Source organism: Anoxybacillus tepidamans PS2 (assembly GCF_000620165.1).
Classification (GTDB): Bacteria; Bacillota; Bacilli; order Bacillales; family Anoxybacillaceae; genus Anoxybacteroides; species Anoxybacteroides tepidamans_A.
Genome location: NZ_JHVN01000001.1, coordinates 481198 through 499109 on the forward strand (window position 1 = coordinate 481198; position 17912 = coordinate 499109).

Consider the following 17912-nt stretch of genomic DNA (forward strand, 5'->3'; position numbering starts at 1 on the left):
TGCCTCTTTTACTCCTGTTCCGGATTGCGCAAATAGTAACCTACGCCCCGCCTTGTCACAATCCAAGTCGGGTATGAAGGATTATCCTCGATTTTTTCTCGTAAGCGGCGAACGGTAACATCGACTGTACGGACATCCCCATAATAATCATATCCCCACACTGTTTGTAATAAATGCTCCCTTGTCATCACTTGTCCGATATGTTTAGCTAAATAGTGAAGCAATTCAAACTCACGGTGTGTTAACTCAATCGTTTCTCCTCTTTTCAAGACAACGTATGCATCGGGGCGAATGACGAGCGATCCAATTGTAATTTCGCTCATGTCATTTTCCTCATCTTCTTGAGCGCCTGCATTCGGTTGGTGTCGGCGTAAATTCGCTTTTACACGTGCTAACAGTTCCCTTGTACTAAATGGTTTTGTAACGTAATCATCGGCTCCTAACTCTAATCCAAGCACTTTATCAATCTCTGAATCTTTGGCTGTCAACATAATAATTGGCATATCGTACTTTTTCCGCACCTCTCTGCATACTTCCATTCCATCTTTTTGCGGAAGCATAATATCAAGTAAAATAAGGTCCGGAACAATTTCCTCCACTTTTTGTAGTGCTTCTACTCCGTCGTATGCACAAATAACTTCATAGCCTTCCCTCTGTAAATTAAACTGTAAAATATCTGCAATTGGTTTTTCATCATCAACGACTAGAATTCGTTTTTCCATAAAAGTTCACATCCTTTCTTTATCAATGGATTCATTCCAAAGAAAAGACCCATATTAATAATGTATCATGTTATCTACGGGAATTCACTTATTACCCATTGCCAATTGATAGGCAAACGAAAAAGCATAGATACATGTCCGTATCTATGCTTTTCGTCATCGTGATTAAGCGTACACGCTGCGAACGACATTTGTTTGCGAGCGATCTGGACCGACAGAGAAAATGGACAGTGGGATGCCTGTTAATTGGGAAATACGTTCTACATAATGGCGGGCGTTAGCTGGCAGTTCATCCAAGCTTTTCACGCCTGTAATATCTTCCGTCCAGCCTGGAAGTTCTTCATATACAGGCTCACATTCTGCCAGGACTTTTAAACTTGCCGGGAATTCCTCTATAATTTGTCCTTTATAACGATAAGCGACGCAAATTTTTAACGTTTCAATTCCGGTCAATACATCAATCGAATTTAACGATAAATCGGTAATTCCGCTCACCCGGCGGGCATGGCGGACAACCACGCTGTCAAACCAGCCGACGCGGCGCGGGCGACCTGTCGTCGTTCCATATTCACGTCCAACCTCGCGAATACGGTGACCAATTTCATTATGCAATTCTGTTGGGAACGGACCGTCTCCGACGCGCGTCGTATAAGCTTTCGCCACCCCAACAACATGCTTAATTTTAGTTGGTCCAACCCCCGAACCAATCGTAACGCCGCCAGCAACTGGATTCGACGAAGTAACGAACGGATAAGTGCCTTGGTCAATATCAAGCATGACGCCTTGTGCCCCTTCAAATAATACACGTCGGCCTTCATCCAAAGCATTATTTAGAACGACTGACGTATCGCAAACGTATTGGGCAATCTGTTGGCCGTATCCGTAATACTCTTCAAAAATATCCTCTAATTTAAATCCTTCAACACCGTATACTTTTTCAAAGAGCATGTTTTTCTCTTGCAAGTTGCGCGCAAGTTTTTCTTCAAATACTTCCCGGTCTAACAAATCGGCAATGCGAATGCCGATGCGGGCCGCTTTATCCATGTAAGCCGGGCCAATTCCTTTTTTTGTCGTGCCAATTTTGTTTGCGCCTTTTCGTTCTTCTTCCACCTCGTCCAATTTTAGGTGGTACGGCAAAATAACGTGGGCGCGGTTGCTAATTCGTAAATTATCCGTCGAAACGCCCCGCTCATGTAAATATTTCAATTCTGCTACAAGCGCCTTTGGATCAACAACCATCCCGTTGCCGATGACGCATATTTTATCTTTATAGAAAATCCCTGATGGAATGAGGTGCAGCTTATATTTTTCCCCGTTAAACACAATGGTGTGTCCTGCGTTATTTCCACCTTGATATCTTGCGATTACTTCCGCATTTTCGGATAAGAAGTCCGTAATTTTTCCTTTTCCTTCATCTCCCCACTGCGTCCCCACGACGACTACTGAAGACATGACGAGCACCTCCGCTTTACCTAATTATAAACATAGTTAGTGTAGCACTTTTAGTTAGTAGAGTCAATGAAACACGAACATTAAATACATTGTTTAGTATTTTTATTCGTTTCAAGAGTTTATAAAAAAGATTATTCGTTGCCTTTTTGATTAACAGATTTAGGCTCCAGGCGGAATTTGCGCGTCATCAAATCGCCGTTCTAAATTCACAAATTTATTATATTCTTTAATAAACGCTAGCTGTACGGTGCCGACAGGGCCATTCCGCTGCTTAGCAATAATGATTTCAATAATATTTTTGTTTTCCGAATCTTTATCATAGTAATCATCACGATATAAAAACGCCACAATATCAGCATCCTGTTCGATACTTCCAGATTCACGAATATCGGACATCATTGGCCGCTTATCTTGTCGCTGCTCGACGCTGCGAGAAAGCTGTGATAAAGCAATAACAGGCACTTCCAACTCGCGGGCGAGCGCCTTTAACGCACGGGAAATCTCTGATACCTCTTGCTGGCGGTTCTCCTTGTTTCGTCCGCTCCCTTGAATTAGTTGTAAATAGTCAATCAGCACCATCCCTAGGCCGCTTTCTTGCTTTAGGCGGCGACATTTTGCTCGAATCTCACTGACGCGAATACTTGGAGTGTCATCAATATAAATACCCGCATTTGACAGGCTTCCCATCGCCATCGTCAATTTTCCCCAGTCTTCAGGAGTCAGTTTTCCAGTCCGCAAATTTTGCGCATTAATATTGCCTTCGGCGCACAGCATACGCATCACTAGCTGCTGAGCGCTCATCTCTAAACTAAAAATCGCTACATTTTCATTCGTCTTCGTAGCTACATTTTGTGCAATATTTAGCGCAAAGGCCGTTTTTCCGACGGAAGGGCGGGCGGCGACAATAATTAAATCGCTGCGCTGAAATCCGGCTGTCATACGATCAAGTTCAGTAAATCCTGTAGGGATGCCTGTAATTTCACCTTTACGATTATGGAGCATTTCAATGTTATCATACGCTTGAACAAGTACATCTTTTATATTTTGGAACGTACCGGAATGCTTTCGCTGCGATACCTCCATAATTTTCTTTTCGGCCTCGGTCAATAAAACGTCGACTTCATCTTCACGAGTATAACTATCTTGGGCAATAGAGGTTGCAGTGCGAATCAAGCGCCGTAAAATCGACTTTTCTTCAACAATCCGGGCATAATATTCTACATTTGCAGCAGTAGGGACCGCATCCGCCAATTCACTTAAATATGACACTCCCCCGACTTCTTCAAGCGTTTTGGCATCGGCTAACTCGGCCGTGACTGTGACTAAGTCAACCGGTTCTCCTTTGTCGGCTACTTTTAACATCGCATTGAAAATTTTTTGGTGGGCCGCACGATAAAAATCTTCTGGTATTAAAATTTCAGACGCTGATGTTAAAGCGGAAGGATCGAGAAAAATAGCTCCCAGTACCGCCTGTTCCGCTTCAATGTTTTGTGGAGGAATGCGCTCAGTAAATAAGTCGTCCATCTCCTTCACCACCTTTTCGATGATATTCGACATTAACAAGTCATAAGAAAAATGTGATCATATGGAGAATCTCCTCCATAAAAATCACATTTTGCATTAATTATTTTTGTTCAATTACATGTACTTTCAATGTCGCTGTTACCTCTGGATGAAGCTTCACTGGTACGTTCGTATATCCTAAAGCCCGAATAGCATCTGCCAACTCGATTTTACGTTTATCTACCTTGATTTGATGTTGGCTTTGAAGCGCTTCAGCTATTTGCTTGCTTGTAATAGAACCGAATAAACGGCCTCCTTCCCCAGCTTTTGCGGACAGTTGAACAGTCAATGTCTCCAATCGTTCCTTAAGCTGCTTGGCTTTTGCTAATTCTTCTTCCGCTTGACGTTTTTCTTTGTTCTTTTGCGCTTCGAGCGCTTTTAAATTCGCTGGGGTTGCCTCAATAGCAAGTCCTTGTTTAAAAAGAAAGTTTTGCGCATAACCGTCTGCGACGTTCTTAATCTCGCCTTTTTTCCCTTTTCCTTTTACATCTTTTAGAAAAATGACTTTCATGATTTTTTGCCTCCTTCCAAATACTCATCAATCGCTGCCCGCAAACGGCGTTCCGCTTCCTCAACCGTGACATTGGCAAGCTGAACTGCGGCATTTGTCAAATGCCCGCCTCCCCCTAAACTTTCCATGATAACCTGAACGTTAATGTCTCCTAACGATCGTGCACTAATGCCGATCTTTTCGTCAGTTCGTTTGGAAATGACAAAAGATGCGACCACTCCATTAAGCGTCAAGAGTGTATCAGCTGCTTGAGCAATCAAAACTTGATCGTATGTCTCATTTGGTTTTCCTTTAGCAATTGCGATGCCTCTCGCGCTAATTGTAGCATTTTCAATGATTTTTGCCCTTTTTACATAATTGGCCATATTCTCTTTTAACAACTTTTGCACTAATACAGTATCTGCCCCTTGAGCACGCAAATATGAAGCGGCATCAAACGTGCGAGAGCCGGTCCGCAAAGTGAAGCTTTTCGTGTCGACAACGATACCTGCAAGCAGCGCCGTAGCCTCTAGCATCGTCAGTTTCATCCGTTGCGGCTGATACTCAAGCAGTTCGGTAACAAGTTCGGACGTTGAGGACGCGTAAGGTTCCATATATACAAGAAGCGGATTTTCGATAAATTCTTCCCCTCGACGGTGATGGTCAATAACAACAATATGATCAGTACGAAAAACCAACTTTTCTTCAATCACCAATGAAGGGCGATGAGTATCAACAACAACAAGCAAAGTATCATCAGTTATTAATTCAAGAGCTTGCTCCGGTTGGATAAACCGAGACCAAAGTTCAGGGTGGCTTTTAATTTCTTCAACCAACCGTTGCGCACCAGAATCAATATGATTCGTGTCAAGAACAATAAATCCCTCTTTTTGATTGAGCTGAACAAGTTTTAAAACACCGATCGCCGCCCCTAACGCATCCATGTCCGGATATTTATGTCCCATAATCATAATTTTATCGCTGTCAATAATTAATTCTTTTAAAGCGTGAGAAATCACACGTGCACGCACCCTTGTGCGCTTTTCCATTGGATTGGTTTTTCCGCCATAGAACTTTACTTTCCCGTTCGCTTGTTTAATCGTTACCTGGTCTCCCCCACGACCTAGCGCTAAATCTAAACCCGATTGCGCCAAAGCCCCTAACTCAGGCAATGAAGAAACACCTGTCCCGATCCCAATGCTTAACGTCAGTTGAATGTTATTCTTCATTGTTTGTTCACGTACTTCATCTAAAATCGCAAATTTATTTTTTTCAAGCTGCTGCAAAATTCGCTCATTTAAAACAGCCACAAAACGGTCGGAAGATGTTCTTTTGAGAAATAGTCCGTAATCGTTTGCCCATTTGTTTAATGTAGATGTCACTTGGCTATTAAGCTGACTTTTTGACTGGTCGTCCATTCCCTGTGTGATTTCATCATAGTTATCAAGAAAAATAATCCCTAACACAATTCTTTCTGCTTCATATTGTTTTTCAATTTCCACTTGATCTGTGACATCAAAGAAGTAGAGAAGCTTTTCTTCTCGCCTGATAATAACTTTAAACTTTCTTTCGTGAATATCAATCATTTCTGTATCAATTTCTTGCTTAAGAAGCGGAACTAATTGTTCAGCGACATCGTATAATGAACGACCAACTAATGTCTGCTCCCCAAAGCAGGACGTTAAAAATATGTTTGTCCATTCAATAACATAATCGTCATTGATAAGCATAATTCCAATCGGCATTTCCATCAATGCCTCTTCCCCGACTTTTTTCAGGCGGTGAGATAGATTGGAAATATACTGTTCAAGTTCGGCATATAACGTCCGCTGCGATTTAATAACATAATAAAGCACAAAAACGAGGAGCAAAAAGCTAGCTAGCCCCAAAATCCATTGAAAATAAGACAACATTCCTATTAAACTGAACGAGATAACAGTCAATGCATAAAGGGGGTAGCGATATGCCTTCTTTTTATAAAAATGAGACATTCATGTCAGCTCCTAAATCATTAAAATAATTCACTCGCCTATTGAATGCGTTTCCGTAATTCAAATCCTACATCAATTATACCTAATAGCGCAATAACACGGAAAGTAAAAAACCAAAAAAGAAAGCAAAACAACGTTCCTATAACAACAAACGCTTTTGCTATCCTTTTTTGAGCAGCTACATAGTAAAGGAAAGAGAATCCTTGAATTAAGAACAAAAATTGTAATAATAAATAAAAATTAACAACAATAATAAAGGCAAATGTCCCTTTTTCTAAAGGGAAAAACATGACAATTAAGACGAGCATATAGCACCACAAAAAAGGCTTTGGAAGCGTAAGATGACGAAATGGAGGCCACGCTCCAGTTGCCATGTTCAAACGCTTTAAAATAGGAGAAGATGCTAAAATTGTCAAATAAGCAGCCGCTAGTGCTGATAAAACGAACATCGTCGGAGTAACATATTTTAAAAGTTCCAATCCAAACTGAAAGAACTCTTGCAGCTGTTTTGGAACCTCTTGGCCCATTCCTTGCATAATATTAAAAGCCGTACGAAATGAATGATCCAGCATTGTAATCGATTTCGCAATAATATCGATGCCAAAAAATTTAACGGAAATGATGTAATCAACGACCAGATTCACTAAAAATACTAAAGTGGTCACCATTAAAATGAGATAACGGTTTTTTTGTTTAACGAGCAATACACCGATTACAATTCCAACCGTTCCAAACATGACGGCAACAAGCATAGACAGAAAGGAACCAATCCATGATGAAAGGATTATGGCTGCAACAAGCAGTACGAGGCCCGCTCCATAGCCGCGCCGCATCGTTAAAATGATGAAAGGAAGAGATAAAAAGAAAGGAACAATCATACTTAATAGCGGCACATATAAAAATACTAAAAACAGCACAATAAAAATAGCAAGCTGGATTGCTGCTTCTGTCAGCACATATGTATTTCTCATCGGCTCATGCCCCCCTCCTCGCATCATCAAAAAAAGCAGTAAGGACTGTCCCCCTTACTGCTTTTTTTCTTATTCGCCTGCTACATATGGCAACAATGCCATTTGACGTGCGCGTTTAATTGCTACTGTTAATTTACGTTGATATTTTGCGCTTGTGCCTGTTACACGGCGAGGTAAAATTTTCCCGCGCTCAGAAATAAATTTCTTTAATGTATCAACATCTTTATAGTCGATATGAGTAATTCCGTTCGCTGTGAAATAGCAAACTTTACGACGTTTTGCACGTCCGCCTTTGCGTCCTGCCATTATGAATCCTCCTTCCTTTTTTCATGATCATATCCGAACTTTGCTTACTTTTTTATTAAAACGGCAAGTCGTCATCGGAGATATCAATTGGTTGTCCATCATGAGCAAACGGATCTTCATCGATGCGACTAAAGCCTTGATCGTTTGTGTGACGTGGGTTCTGACTTGGTCCAAATGGGTATGGCTCTCCATGATAGCCACCTGCTGTTGTACCACGTTGCTCTGTTCCACCCTTAGGTTCAAGAAATTGAACACTATCAGCAACCACTTCGGTTACGTACACACGTTTTCCATCTTGACCTTCGTAGCTTCTCGTTTGCAGTCGTCCGTCGACTCCTGCCAAACTCCCTTTTTTCAAGAAGTTTGCTACATTTTCTGCGGGACGGCGCCAAACGACGCAGTTAATAAAATCGGCCTCACGCTCGCCTTGTTGATTTGTAAAAGGGCGATTGACAGCCAACGTGAACGTGGCAACAGCTACTCCACTTGGAGTATAGCGCAATTCTGGATCTCTTGTAAGTCTCCCTACAAGAATTACGCGGTTAATCATCAGAACCACTCCTTAAGATTTCGGAATTATTCTTCCTCTTTTACAACAATATGACGAATGATGTCTTCGCTGATTTTCGCTAAACGGTCAAATTCTTGTACCGCTTTTGGCTCAGACATAACGTTTAAGATCATGTAGTAACCGTCACGGAAATCTTTGATTTCGTAAGCTAAACGACGCTTACCCCATTCTTTCACGTTTGTAATTTCCGCACCATTTTCTGTTAAGATGTTATTGAAACGCTCAACAACCGCTTTTTTTCCTTCATCATCCATGTTTGGGCGGATAATATACATAATTTCGTACTTTCTCATCCGAGTCACCTCCTTTTGGTCTAAACGGCTCTATAAAAGAGCAAGGAGCAATATACATTACTCACATTTTCTGATTATATCACGGCCACAAGACGGATGCAATACTATACATTAAAGCGAAAATGCATAATATCGCCGTCTTGTACTTCATAATCTTTTCCTTCTAAGCGCACTTTTCCGGCCTCGCGCGCCGCTGCCATCGAGCCGCAAGCGATTAAATCGTCATAAGAAACAGTTTCAGCACGAATAAACCCACGTTCAAAATCGGAATGTATAATTCCAGCGCATTGTGGGGCCTTCATTCCTTTACGGAACGTCCATGCCCGCACCTCTTGTTCGCCCGCTGTGAAATAAGTCGCTAAACCTAATAAACTGTATGCCGCACGAATTAACTGATCCAAGCCCGATTGCTCAATGCCTAGCTCCTGTAAAAACATTTGTTTTTCTTCGTCGTCCAATTGAGCAATTTCCTCTTCCACCTTTGCACAAACAACGATCACTTCAGCATGATCGTCTTTTGCGAATTCGCGCACTTGCTGAACAAATGGATTTTGCTCTGGATTGGCTAGATCTTCTTCACCTACGTTAGCAACATACAGCATTGGTTTAATCGTTAATAAGTGAAGCTGCTTGACGATTTTCATTTCTTCTTCTGTAAACGACAATGTGCGGGCTGCTTTTCCCGCTTCGAACGTCTCTTTTAAACGAACAAGAATGTCATATTCGAAAGCTGCATCTTTATCTTTTTGCTTTGCCAGCTTGCCAACGCGGTCGATTCGTTTATCGACTGTTTCAAGATCCGCCAAAATAAGCTCCAAGTTAATTGTCTCAATATCGGCGAGCGGATCGACTTTCCCTGCTACATGCGTAATGTTTTCATCAGCAAAACAGCGAACGACTTGACAAATCGCATCGACTTGGCGAATATGCGATAAAAATTTATTTCCTAATCCTTCACCCTTACTCGCCCCTTTTACAATGCCGGCGATATCGGTAAATTCAAATACAGTAGGTACTGTCTTTTTCGGATTGACCAATTCTGTTAATTTTTTAAGCCGTTCATCCGGCACCTCGACAACCCCAACGTTCGGTTCAATCGTACAAAACGGATAGTTGGCAGACTCCGCCCCTGCTTTTGTAATCGCGTTAAATAACGTTGACTTCCCAACGTTCGGCAAACCAACGATTCCTGCTGTTAATCCCATTGTTTCCACTCCTCTTAACCGTCAACATCTTTCCTCATTATAGATACTAAAAAACGAAATGACAAGCACGTTCATTCGCTTATTTTCTCAATGTTTACTAAACAATCATAGAGCGTGCTCCCTTGGCCGTTGTCCGATTCCCGGTCAGACGTCAATACATTGACGCTTCCCCCAAATTTTTCCCATTGGCCCTCATCGATATTGATAACTTTTCTATGGGCTTTCTTTAAAATTTTCACTGTTCCCACAAGCTGACCACGATCATTGAACACTTTTGCTTTGTCGCCATCTTCTAATCCTTTTTCCTCCGCGATATCTCGAGATACTTCAATTTTAATCGACTGCATCGACTCAATTAAATGGTAGTGCTGCGAATGATTGGAACGAAGCGGATGAATCGTTAACAAGCGATACGGATATTTTTTCGCTAGTTCCTTGTTTTCCGCTTCCGACTCAGCAGGATACATCATTTTAAGTTGTCCGTCTATTCCTTTCTTCTTAGCCAACAAAGATGTAAATTCAAATTTGCCGCTTGGTGTTTGGAATGTGTAATCGTCCCATGGTACCGGTTTTACCGGGAGAAGTAAATGTTTTTCTTTTTTCAGTCTTTCTAGTGTAATACCGTACTTTTCAAGACCGCTGAGCCCCATTTGCAAAAATTCGTCCCTTGAAAAAGAAAAATCGGCGCCAAAACCTAATCGATTCGCTAATTGCGTCCATATCCAAAGATCCGGTTTCGCCTCTCCCGGCGGCTGTACAAGCGCTGGTCCGTAATTGACATAAGCGTGATACATGGACGAATAATAAATGTCCTCTTCTTCAAATACAGTTGTCGTTGGCAGCACATAGTCGGCCAATTGCGCCGTATCGGTCATAAACTGTTCCAAAACAACGACTGTTTCCACTGACTGAAACGCTCTTTTAACAACATTCGTGTTTGGTACTTGGGTCAATGGATTACCGCAAGTAACAATAATCATTTTTATTCCCGGATCGGTCGCTTGCAAAATTCCTTCCGCCTGCTTCATCATGGTGAATGTTCGAGATTTTGTCTTTCGTTCTGGTAAAGTTAATGCAGCAATGTTAAAGCTTTGCCCAACTTGTAAATTGCCAAAATTGGCCCCGCCCCCACGAATGCCGATATTCCCACTCATTGCTACTAACGCATCAATAAGTCGAATCGTATTTCCACCATTGGCATATCGTTGCATTCCAAGCCCTAGGTATGTCATCGTTGGGCGGTTTCCGTATATAAACGCTAACGAAGTAATCGTATCGCGTTCAACTCCAGTTAATTGTTCAATTTCCTCTATTGTAATACTTTGCAATAAGGTTTGGACATCCTCAAACCCGATTGTATAGTTCTCAATAAAATTCCGGTCTTCTAGTCCGAGGCGCAGCAACTCTTTCATGATTCCGATCGCTAAGAACCCATCCATTCCTGGTGTGACTGACACATACATATCAGCCATTTGTGCTGTTTGGTTAAAAATAGGGTCAATAACAACAAGTTTTATCCCTTGCTTTTTCGCAGATTGGAGATGGCCGAATAAATGCATGTTGGTTCGCGCCACATTTCGCCCCCATATGATGACATGCTTGCTGTTATAAATGTCTTCGGGAGCGTGGCTATAAGAGTTTCCGAAATCCCATGTTTGCGCCTCTATTCCTGCCCCCCAACAAAGACTCCCTGTTAATTCAGTGACTCCTCCATAACAATTAAAAAAGCGTCGATCTAAATTTTTTAATAGCCCGTTATTGGCATAGTCGTGACTATGGAGAACAGCGGTTGTTCCGTATTTATTTTTAATCTTGCGCATTTTCTCTGCAATTTCGTCTAACGCTTGCTCCCAAGAAACGCGAGTCCATTCGCCGTTCACTTTTTTTAGAGGATAAAGCAACCTTTCTTTCGAATTTGTGCGTGCCTCTAGCATTCGCCCTCGCCCACAAATTTTTCCTTGTGTAATCGGATGAAGGTCATCTCCCTCCACTTTTATTACCTTTCCGCCGTCAACCGTCACTTTAAATCCGCATGTATCCCAGCAGTTTAAAGGACAGGACGAAATATGAACTTCCGCCATAATCCTTCATCCCCCTTATACAAATAACATGAGGAGTTACTCCTCATGTTTTTCTAACACCTTTTTTAGCTTTCGAACAAATTCTTTGCGAGGAAGCAGGACACTATGTGCACAACCTTCACATTTAATGCGAATATCCGCTCCCATACGGATTACTTTCCAGCGATTTACCCCGCACGGATGCGGCTTTTTCATCTCTACAATATCATGCAACCCAAACTCTTTCTCCATCGTTCATCCCCCTTTTTATGCATCTCCTTTTGAGCGTTTAGGTGCCGGTTCTTCTTCCCCTTCGCGATTATAGAGAACAAGCCGAGGAAATGGAATCTCGATGCCTTGTTCATCTAAACGAAGCTTAATTTCTTTACGCAACGCACGAGCAACAAAAAAATGGCGCATTGGTTTTGTTTCGCAAGTCACTCGAAGTACAACCTCCGAACTTGTCAAATTCTGAATACCTAAAAGTTGAGGAGGCGCAACCATATCTTCATACTTCTCCGGAAGTTCAGTAAGTAAATTACGAATAGCTTCCTCTGCCCGTTCAAGATCCCCTTCGTAAGAGACACTCACATCAACAACGGCTACACTATTATGCAGCGAAAAATTAGTCACTTGGGCAATACTTCCATTCGGAAGGATATGAATTTCTCCTGTCCAACTTTTAATCTTCGTCACTCTTAACCCAATCGCTTCTACGTAACCTTCGAAATTGCCAATACGGACATAATCGCCTACTGAAAACTGATCCTCAAAAATAATAAAAAATCCTGTAATGACATCTCTCACTAAGCTTTGTGCGCCAAATCCGAGAGCAACGCCAACAATTCCCGCACCTGCCAGCAGCGTCCTAACTTCTACGCCAACCGTGTCTAAAATCATCACAAACGCAATGAAATAAATCACATATGTAATCACATTATCAAGCAATTTTAATAATGTCGCTTCCCTTCGTTCAGAAATGCGAATCGGCGCTTTTTGCCGCACTTTAAAAATATTGTGGACGGCAATCTTTAATACTTTTGATGCAACCATTGCAATAATCATAATCGTTATTATTCTCAAGATTCCGCCGCCAAGACGCAACCAAAAATCTTCATTGGACAAAAATGAAAGAAGATAGTCATAAAAAGTTTTTGCACTCTTCACCTTTTGTTTCACCTCGACATACGTTAAATTACTCCTTTGCAGGTACGATACACTATGAATCATTGTACCAAGATTTCAAATGGATTTGTAGCATTCCGCAAGCAAGGGGGACCATTTATATAAATTCTTTAATATTTCGTCTTTTGGGTAAGAACAAATACTTAGGCTTCAAGTAAAGTTCGTATAGTACACCTCACTATATACTCAATCAACCTTCCGCCTCGTTCCTACCCTTTTGCAAGCAATAAGCTATAACTAAGATGTATATAAATTCTGTTTTTTCCGTATACTGTTTAATACTTAACCGATATCAGGAGTGAATACTATGAGTATACCTTCGATTTTTTTTCATTCCAAAAATGAAAAAGAACGAGTTTTCTATGATGAACAAGGTGCCGCCACTTTAATAGCGGGTCGTCTTATTTCATTGCTTCCCTCATCTTTAACACAACCAGTAGCAATCGTCTGTATCGGAACCGATCGTTCAACAGGGGACGCACTCGGCCCCCTTGTCGGAACGATGTTAAAAGAAAAAAACTTATCATATTTTCAAGTCTATGGCACATTGGAAGAACCAATTCATGCAGTCAATTTAGAAGAAAAAGTCGCTGAAATTCGCTCCCTTCATAAAAATAGCTCTATGGTTGCAATTGACGCTTGTTTAGGGCGACTAAAAAGTGTTGGAGCCATCACAATTGCCGAGGGACCTGTACGACCAGGAGCTGGCGTAAATAAGCAACTTCCTCCCGTTGGTGATTTCCATATTACAGGTGTTGTAAATGTCAGTGGATTTATGGAATTTTTTGTTTTACAGAATACACGTCTTCATTTAGTAATGAGTATGGCTAAAACTATTGCCAACGGCATATACGAGGCCGATCGACATTTCAAACGAAAAGAATATTTATCAAATTTAACGATAAAACAAGAACAATATAAATCATTTTAAACTAGAAAATCCCCTCTTTGTTACAAGTAACAAGAAGGGATTTTTTGTTTACCAAAAATACATTATTGTTACAGCAACAGCCGTTATAATGATACTTGGAAGCAAATTGGCTACTCGAATCGATGTTACTCCTAATAAATTTAAACCGATAGCCGTAATTAAAATACCGCCCGTTGCTGTCGATTCGGAAATGAACGAATCCATCAACTCTTTTGGCACCCATACTTGAATTTGAGTAGATAATAGAGCGATTGTTCCCTCATACAACATGACTGGAATGGCAGAAAAAATAACACCTATTCCGAGGGTCGTTGTTAAAATGACGCTTGTAAATCCATCAATAATTGATTTCGTATATAACACACGATGATCGCCCCGTAAACCACTATCCAATGCCCCAATAATGGCCATAGCCCCGATGACAAACAGCAATGTGGCTGCAACAAATCCTTTGGAAATACTGCCTTGTTCACTGCCTCCGACTTTTCTTTCTAACCAATGACCGAGTTTATTTAATTGATCGTCAAGATTCCATAGCTCTCCCAAAATACCGCCAAATACAAGGCTGCAAATAACAATGAGAAAATTCTCGCTCTTTAATCCCATTTGTATCCCCAATAACATCACCGCCAAGCCAATTCCGCTCATGACTGTCATTTTCATTCGTTCGGGAATACGATGAAATATTTTTCCTAATAATGCTCCTATAATAATACAGATTCCGTTCGCGATTGTTCCTAGCAGTATCAAATGGTATTCCCCCTTAAAAAAATAAAACCATCAAAAGATGATGGCTATTCATCAAATTTAACATTCAGTAATTGTAAAATTCTCTCTAAATCATCGTCGGAAAAAAATTCAATTTCAATCTTTCCTTTTTTCCGATTTTTTTTAATTGTTACATTTGTCCCGAATTTTTCTCTTAATAATGATTCACTTTGTTTAACAAAAACGCTCTTTTCTTTCTTCGCTTTTGTTGTTTCACGTGAAACATTTTGATTTGTTTCTTGGATCAACTTTTCAAGTTGGCGGACATTTAGTTGTTCGGAGACAATTTTATCAACAATGGCTTTCATTTTTTCTTTTTTCTTTAATCCTACCAGGGCTCGTCCATGTCCCATAGATAGAGTTCCATCTTTAATAAGATCTTGTATCTCTTTTGGCAAAGATAATAATCGCAGATGATTAGCTACGTGAGGGCGACTCTTCCCAATGCGTTGGGCTATCTCCTCTTGAGTTAATTGAAGGTGTTCCATTAATGTTTGATACGCTAACGCCTCTTCAATTGGCGTCAAATCTTCCCTTTGTAAATTTTCAAGCAGCGCAAATTCCATCATTTGCTGCTCAGTTAAGTTGCGAACAACAACGGGTACTGTTTTTAACTTTGCCTCTTTAGCGGCACGATAGCGCCGTTCCCCTACAACAATTTCATATCCTTTGATGCTTTTTCGGACAATCAATGGCTGTAAAATCCCATGCTGGATGATCGACTGCTTTAATTCTTCAATCGCTTCCGTACGAAATGTTTGCCGCGGTTGATAAGGATTGGGTCGCAATTCTTTAATATTGACTTCTTGTATTGATTCGCCTTCGCTTATTTCTAAATTGGAAAACAGCGCATTAATGCCTTTTCCTAATCCTTTAGCCACGTTCTAACACCTCCCGTGCCAGTTCTAAGTATACTTCTGCCCCCTTCGAACGCACATCATAAAGAATAATTGGTTTTCCATGGCTCGGCGCTTCGCTTAACCGAACATTTCGCGGAATAATCGTATCATATACTTTTTCGCGGAAGTATTTTTTAACCTCCTGAATGACTTGAAGACCTAAATTCGTCCGCGCATCCAACATCGTTAGGACGACACCTTCAAGTCTTAATTGTGTGTTTAAATGCCTTTGTACAAGCCGAATCGTATTTAACAGCTGGCTCAAACCTTCAAGGGCATAATATTCACATTGTACAGGAATCAGCACTGCATCAGCAGCTGTTAAAGCATTTAACGTCAATAACCCCAATGAAGGGGGACAATCAATTAAAATAAAATCGTATTGGCTTTTTAAAGGCTCAAGGGCATTTTTTAATAAGATCTCCCGTGAAACGACCGAAACCAGCTCAATTTCCGCCCCGGCTAACTGAATCGTGGCTGGAATCATATATAAATTTTCAATGTTAGTAGGCCTAATAACGTCTTTCGCTTTCATATTTTCTACAAGAACATTATAAATGCACTCATCGACATCGCCTTTTTCAATACCGATACCGCTCGTTGCATTTCCTTGAGGATCGATATCAACAAGCAGTACTTTTTTTCCGATATGTGCCAAGCAAGCGGCCAAATTAACAGCTGTTGTCGTTTTGCCTACTCCGCCTTTTTGATTTGCAATTGCAATAACTTTGCCCACGATGACACCTACCCCTGATTTCGTACTTACTTATATGTTTTATTGTAACACGAAACAAAAGAAATGGATGTATTTTCTATAAATTGAATGAAACAAAAGACCTCATCACATCTACTATGATGAGGTCTTTACACAACCAGCTATTTTTTAGGAATACGAATCGTAATTTGATAGTAGTCTTCAAATTCTTCTTCTTCCGAGTCAACAGAAAGTCCACTATCAGCCACCATGGCTAACGATTGGCGAATAGTGTTAACAGCAATTCTCATATCTTTGCTAAAAGCTTTTCGCTTTGGTTTCGGTTTCGTTTGGCTTGCCTCTAACATTTTTAGCACACGGTCTTCCGTCTGTTTCACATTCAATTGCTTTTCAATAATTTCTTTTAATAGTTTCAATTGTTTTTCTTGGTCTTTTAGCACGATAAGTGCTCGGGCGTGCCTTTCAGTAATTGTCCGCTGCAAAAGCGCCTCTTGCACTTCTTGGGGCAACTTTAACAATCGAAGTTTATTCGCGATTGTCGACTGGCCTTTTCCTAATCGCTGAGCAAGTGCTTCTTGTGTTAAATGGTGCAATTCTAATAGCTTAGCGTATGCCATTGCTTCCTCGATTGGAGTCAGTTCTTCCCGCTGCAAGTTTTCGATCAGCGCCACCGAAGCCGTTTCCTTGTCATTTAAATTTTTAATAATCGCAGGGATTTCTGTCCATCCCAATGTTTGGACAGCACGCCAACGCCGTTCCCCAGCAATGATTTCAAATTTTCCATCTTCACATTCACGGACAACAATTGGTTGAATAATTCCATGCGTTCGAATCGTTAAAGCGAGCTCCGCAATTTTTTCATCGTCAAAAATTGTACGCGGCTGAAAGCGGTTCGGTACAATTTGTGAAACCGGAATTTTTCTAACTTCCTCGCTTTCATTTTTTTCAATCATTTCTTCCTGCTCTTTTTCTCCGAAATTAAAGAAGCGTGAAAAAGGATGCTTCATTCCCCTACACCACCTTTAAAAACTCTCCCCTAATTCTAAGGCATTAGTCGTAAAATGCTTACTCAATCGGAAGTTTGTTCGGTACCCCAGGTTTCCGAGGATATTTATTTGGTGTTTTCCGTTTTTTATTAATCAAAATAATAGTGCGCTCACTTTCCTCAATCGGCAAATTAAACCGATGAACCTTTGCAATTTCTCCACCCAACACTTTAATAGCAGCTTTCCCTTGTTCTAATTCTTCTTCGGCAGCAGCTGCCTTCATAGCAATAAATGTTCCATTGACCTTTACTAGCGGCAAACATAACTCACTTAAGACCGACATTCGAGCGACTGCCCGGGCGGTAACGATATCAAATGATTCGCGAATCCCCTCTTTTCGACCGAAAGTCTCGGCCCGATCATGATAAAATGCCACATCCTCCAATCCAAGTTCTGAAGCCAAAGCGTGAAGGAACGTAATGCGTTTTTGCAGCGAATCCACTATCGATAACTTAATATGCGGAAAGCAAATTTTTAAAGGAACGCTTGGGAACCCTGCTCCCGCACCGACATCACAAAGAGAAATAGGCTTTGAAAAATCAAAGTAAAACGCTGGAGAAATGGAGTCGAAAAAATGTTTCAAATACACGCTAGGCTTGTCTGTAATGGCTGTCAAATTCATTTTTTCATTCCATTCAACCAACAACTGATAATACCTTTCAAACTGTTCTAATTGCCGAGGAGAAAGGGATATTCCCTTCTCTCCTAACAATCCATGAAACTGTTTTGTATCCATAGACAGAT

At 40.9% G+C, this 17912-nt stretch carries 19 protein-coding genes; 1 reads left to right on the forward strand and 18 read right to left on the reverse strand.

Features of this window, described 5'->3' with window-relative positions:
• Positions 1–8: 8 nt before the first annotated feature.
• The 13 genes from yycF to N667_RS0102655 form a co-directional block, all read right to left on the reverse strand.
• Positions 9–722: a response regulator YycF gene (gene yycF, locus N667_RS0102595; RefSeq protein ID WP_027408121.1), complete on the reverse strand. Its 714-nt coding sequence runs from the start codon at positions 720–722 to the stop codon at positions 9–11.
• Between the two features lie 165 nt (positions 723–887).
• Complete coding sequence (locus tag N667_RS0102600) at positions 888–2174, reverse strand: adenylosuccinate synthase (RefSeq protein ID WP_027408122.1); 1287 nt, start codon at positions 2172–2174, stop codon at positions 888–890.
• A gap of 159 nt (positions 2175–2333) precedes the next feature.
• A complete protein-coding gene (dnaB, locus tag N667_RS0102605) occupies positions 2334–3698 on the reverse strand; it encodes a replicative DNA helicase (protein WP_027408123.1) in 1365 nt (454 codons plus the stop codon).
• Positions 3699–3798: 100 nt separating this feature from the next.
• Positions 3799–4248, reverse strand: coding sequence for a 50S ribosomal protein L9 (rplI, locus tag N667_RS0102610; RefSeq protein WP_027408124.1), 450 nt, complete (start codon positions 4246–4248; stop codon positions 3799–3801).
• A complete protein-coding gene (locus N667_RS0102615; RefSeq protein WP_027408125.1) occupies positions 4245–6218 on the reverse strand; it encodes a DHH family phosphoesterase in 1974 nt (657 codons plus the stop codon). Before N667_RS0102615 ends, rplI begins: the two co-directional genes overlap by 4 nt.
• A 38-nt stretch (positions 6219–6256) precedes the next feature.
• Entirely contained in the window at positions 6257–7189 is a 933-nt protein-coding gene (locus N667_RS0102620; RefSeq protein ID WP_027408126.1) for a YybS family protein, read from the reverse strand.
• Between the two features lie 69 nt (positions 7190–7258).
• Positions 7259–7498, reverse strand: coding sequence for a 30S ribosomal protein S18 (gene rpsR / locus N667_RS0102625; protein WP_332248955.1), 240 nt, complete (start codon positions 7496–7498; stop codon positions 7259–7261).
• A 52-nt stretch (positions 7499–7550) separates the two neighbouring features.
• Positions 7551–8045, reverse strand: coding sequence for a single-stranded DNA-binding protein (gene ssb / locus N667_RS0102630; protein WP_027408128.1), 495 nt, complete (start codon positions 8043–8045; stop codon positions 7551–7553).
• 26 nt (positions 8046–8071) lie between these two features.
• On the reverse strand, positions 8072–8359 hold the full coding sequence (gene rpsF / locus N667_RS0102635) for a 30S ribosomal protein S6 (protein ID WP_027408129.1): 288 nt from the start codon (positions 8357–8359) through the stop codon (positions 8072–8074).
• A gap of 104 nt (positions 8360–8463) precedes the next feature.
• Positions 8464–9564, reverse strand: a complete 1101-nt coding sequence (gene ychF / locus N667_RS0102640) for a redox-regulated ATPase YchF (RefSeq protein ID WP_027408130.1) — start codon at positions 9562–9564, stop codon at positions 8464–8466.
• A gap of 71 nt (positions 9565–9635) precedes the next feature.
• Positions 9636–11645 carry a molybdopterin-dependent oxidoreductase gene (locus N667_RS0102645; protein WP_027408131.1) on the reverse strand — a complete coding sequence of 670 codons (2010 nt, stop codon included), beginning with the start codon at positions 11643–11645 and terminating at the stop codon, positions 9636–9638.
• 36 nt (positions 11646–11681) lie between these two features.
• Positions 11682–11876 carry a DUF951 domain-containing protein gene (locus N667_RS0102650; RefSeq protein WP_027408132.1) on the reverse strand — a complete coding sequence of 65 codons (195 nt, stop codon included), beginning with the start codon at positions 11874–11876 and terminating at the stop codon, positions 11682–11684.
• A gap of 15 nt (positions 11877–11891) precedes the next feature.
• Entirely contained in the window at positions 11892–12791 is a 900-nt protein-coding gene (locus N667_RS0102655) for a mechanosensitive ion channel family protein (RefSeq protein WP_027408133.1), read from the reverse strand.
• Positions 12792–13116: 325 nt separating this feature from the next.
• Here N667_RS0102655 and yyaC point away from each other — a divergent pair, with 325 nt between their 5' ends.
• Positions 13117–13740: a spore protease YyaC gene (yyaC, locus tag N667_RS0102660; RefSeq protein ID WP_027408134.1), complete on the forward strand. Its 624-nt coding sequence runs from the start codon at positions 13117–13119 to the stop codon at positions 13738–13740.
• A gap of 48 nt (positions 13741–13788) precedes the next feature.
• On the opposite strand, the gene N667_RS0102665 is transcribed toward yyaC, so the two are convergent.
• The 5 genes from N667_RS0102665 to rsmG all read right to left on the reverse strand — a co-directional run bounded on the left by N667_RS0102665 (position 13789) and on the right by rsmG (position 17904).
• Complete coding sequence (locus N667_RS0102665) at positions 13789–14490, reverse strand: DUF554 domain-containing protein (RefSeq protein ID WP_027408135.1); 702 nt, start codon at positions 14488–14490, stop codon at positions 13789–13791.
• Between the two features lie 44 nt (positions 14491–14534).
• Complete coding sequence (locus N667_RS0102670) at positions 14535–15389, reverse strand: ParB/RepB/Spo0J family partition protein (protein WP_027408136.1); 855 nt, start codon at positions 15387–15389, stop codon at positions 14535–14537.
• Complete coding sequence (locus tag N667_RS0102675; RefSeq protein ID WP_027408137.1) at positions 15382–16143, reverse strand: ParA family protein; 762 nt, start codon at positions 16141–16143, stop codon at positions 15382–15384. Before N667_RS0102675 ends, N667_RS0102670 begins: the two co-directional genes overlap by 8 nt.
• Positions 16144–16283: 140 nt before the next feature.
• Positions 16284–17129: a nucleoid occlusion protein gene (noc, locus tag N667_RS0102680; RefSeq protein ID WP_027408138.1), complete on the reverse strand. Its 846-nt coding sequence runs from the start codon at positions 17127–17129 to the stop codon at positions 16284–16286.
• 58 nt (positions 17130–17187) lie between these two features.
• Entirely contained in the window at positions 17188–17904 is a 717-nt protein-coding gene (gene rsmG / locus N667_RS0102685; protein WP_027408139.1) for a 16S rRNA (guanine(527)-N(7))-methyltransferase RsmG, read from the reverse strand.
• Positions 17905–17912: the final 8 nt, after the last annotated feature.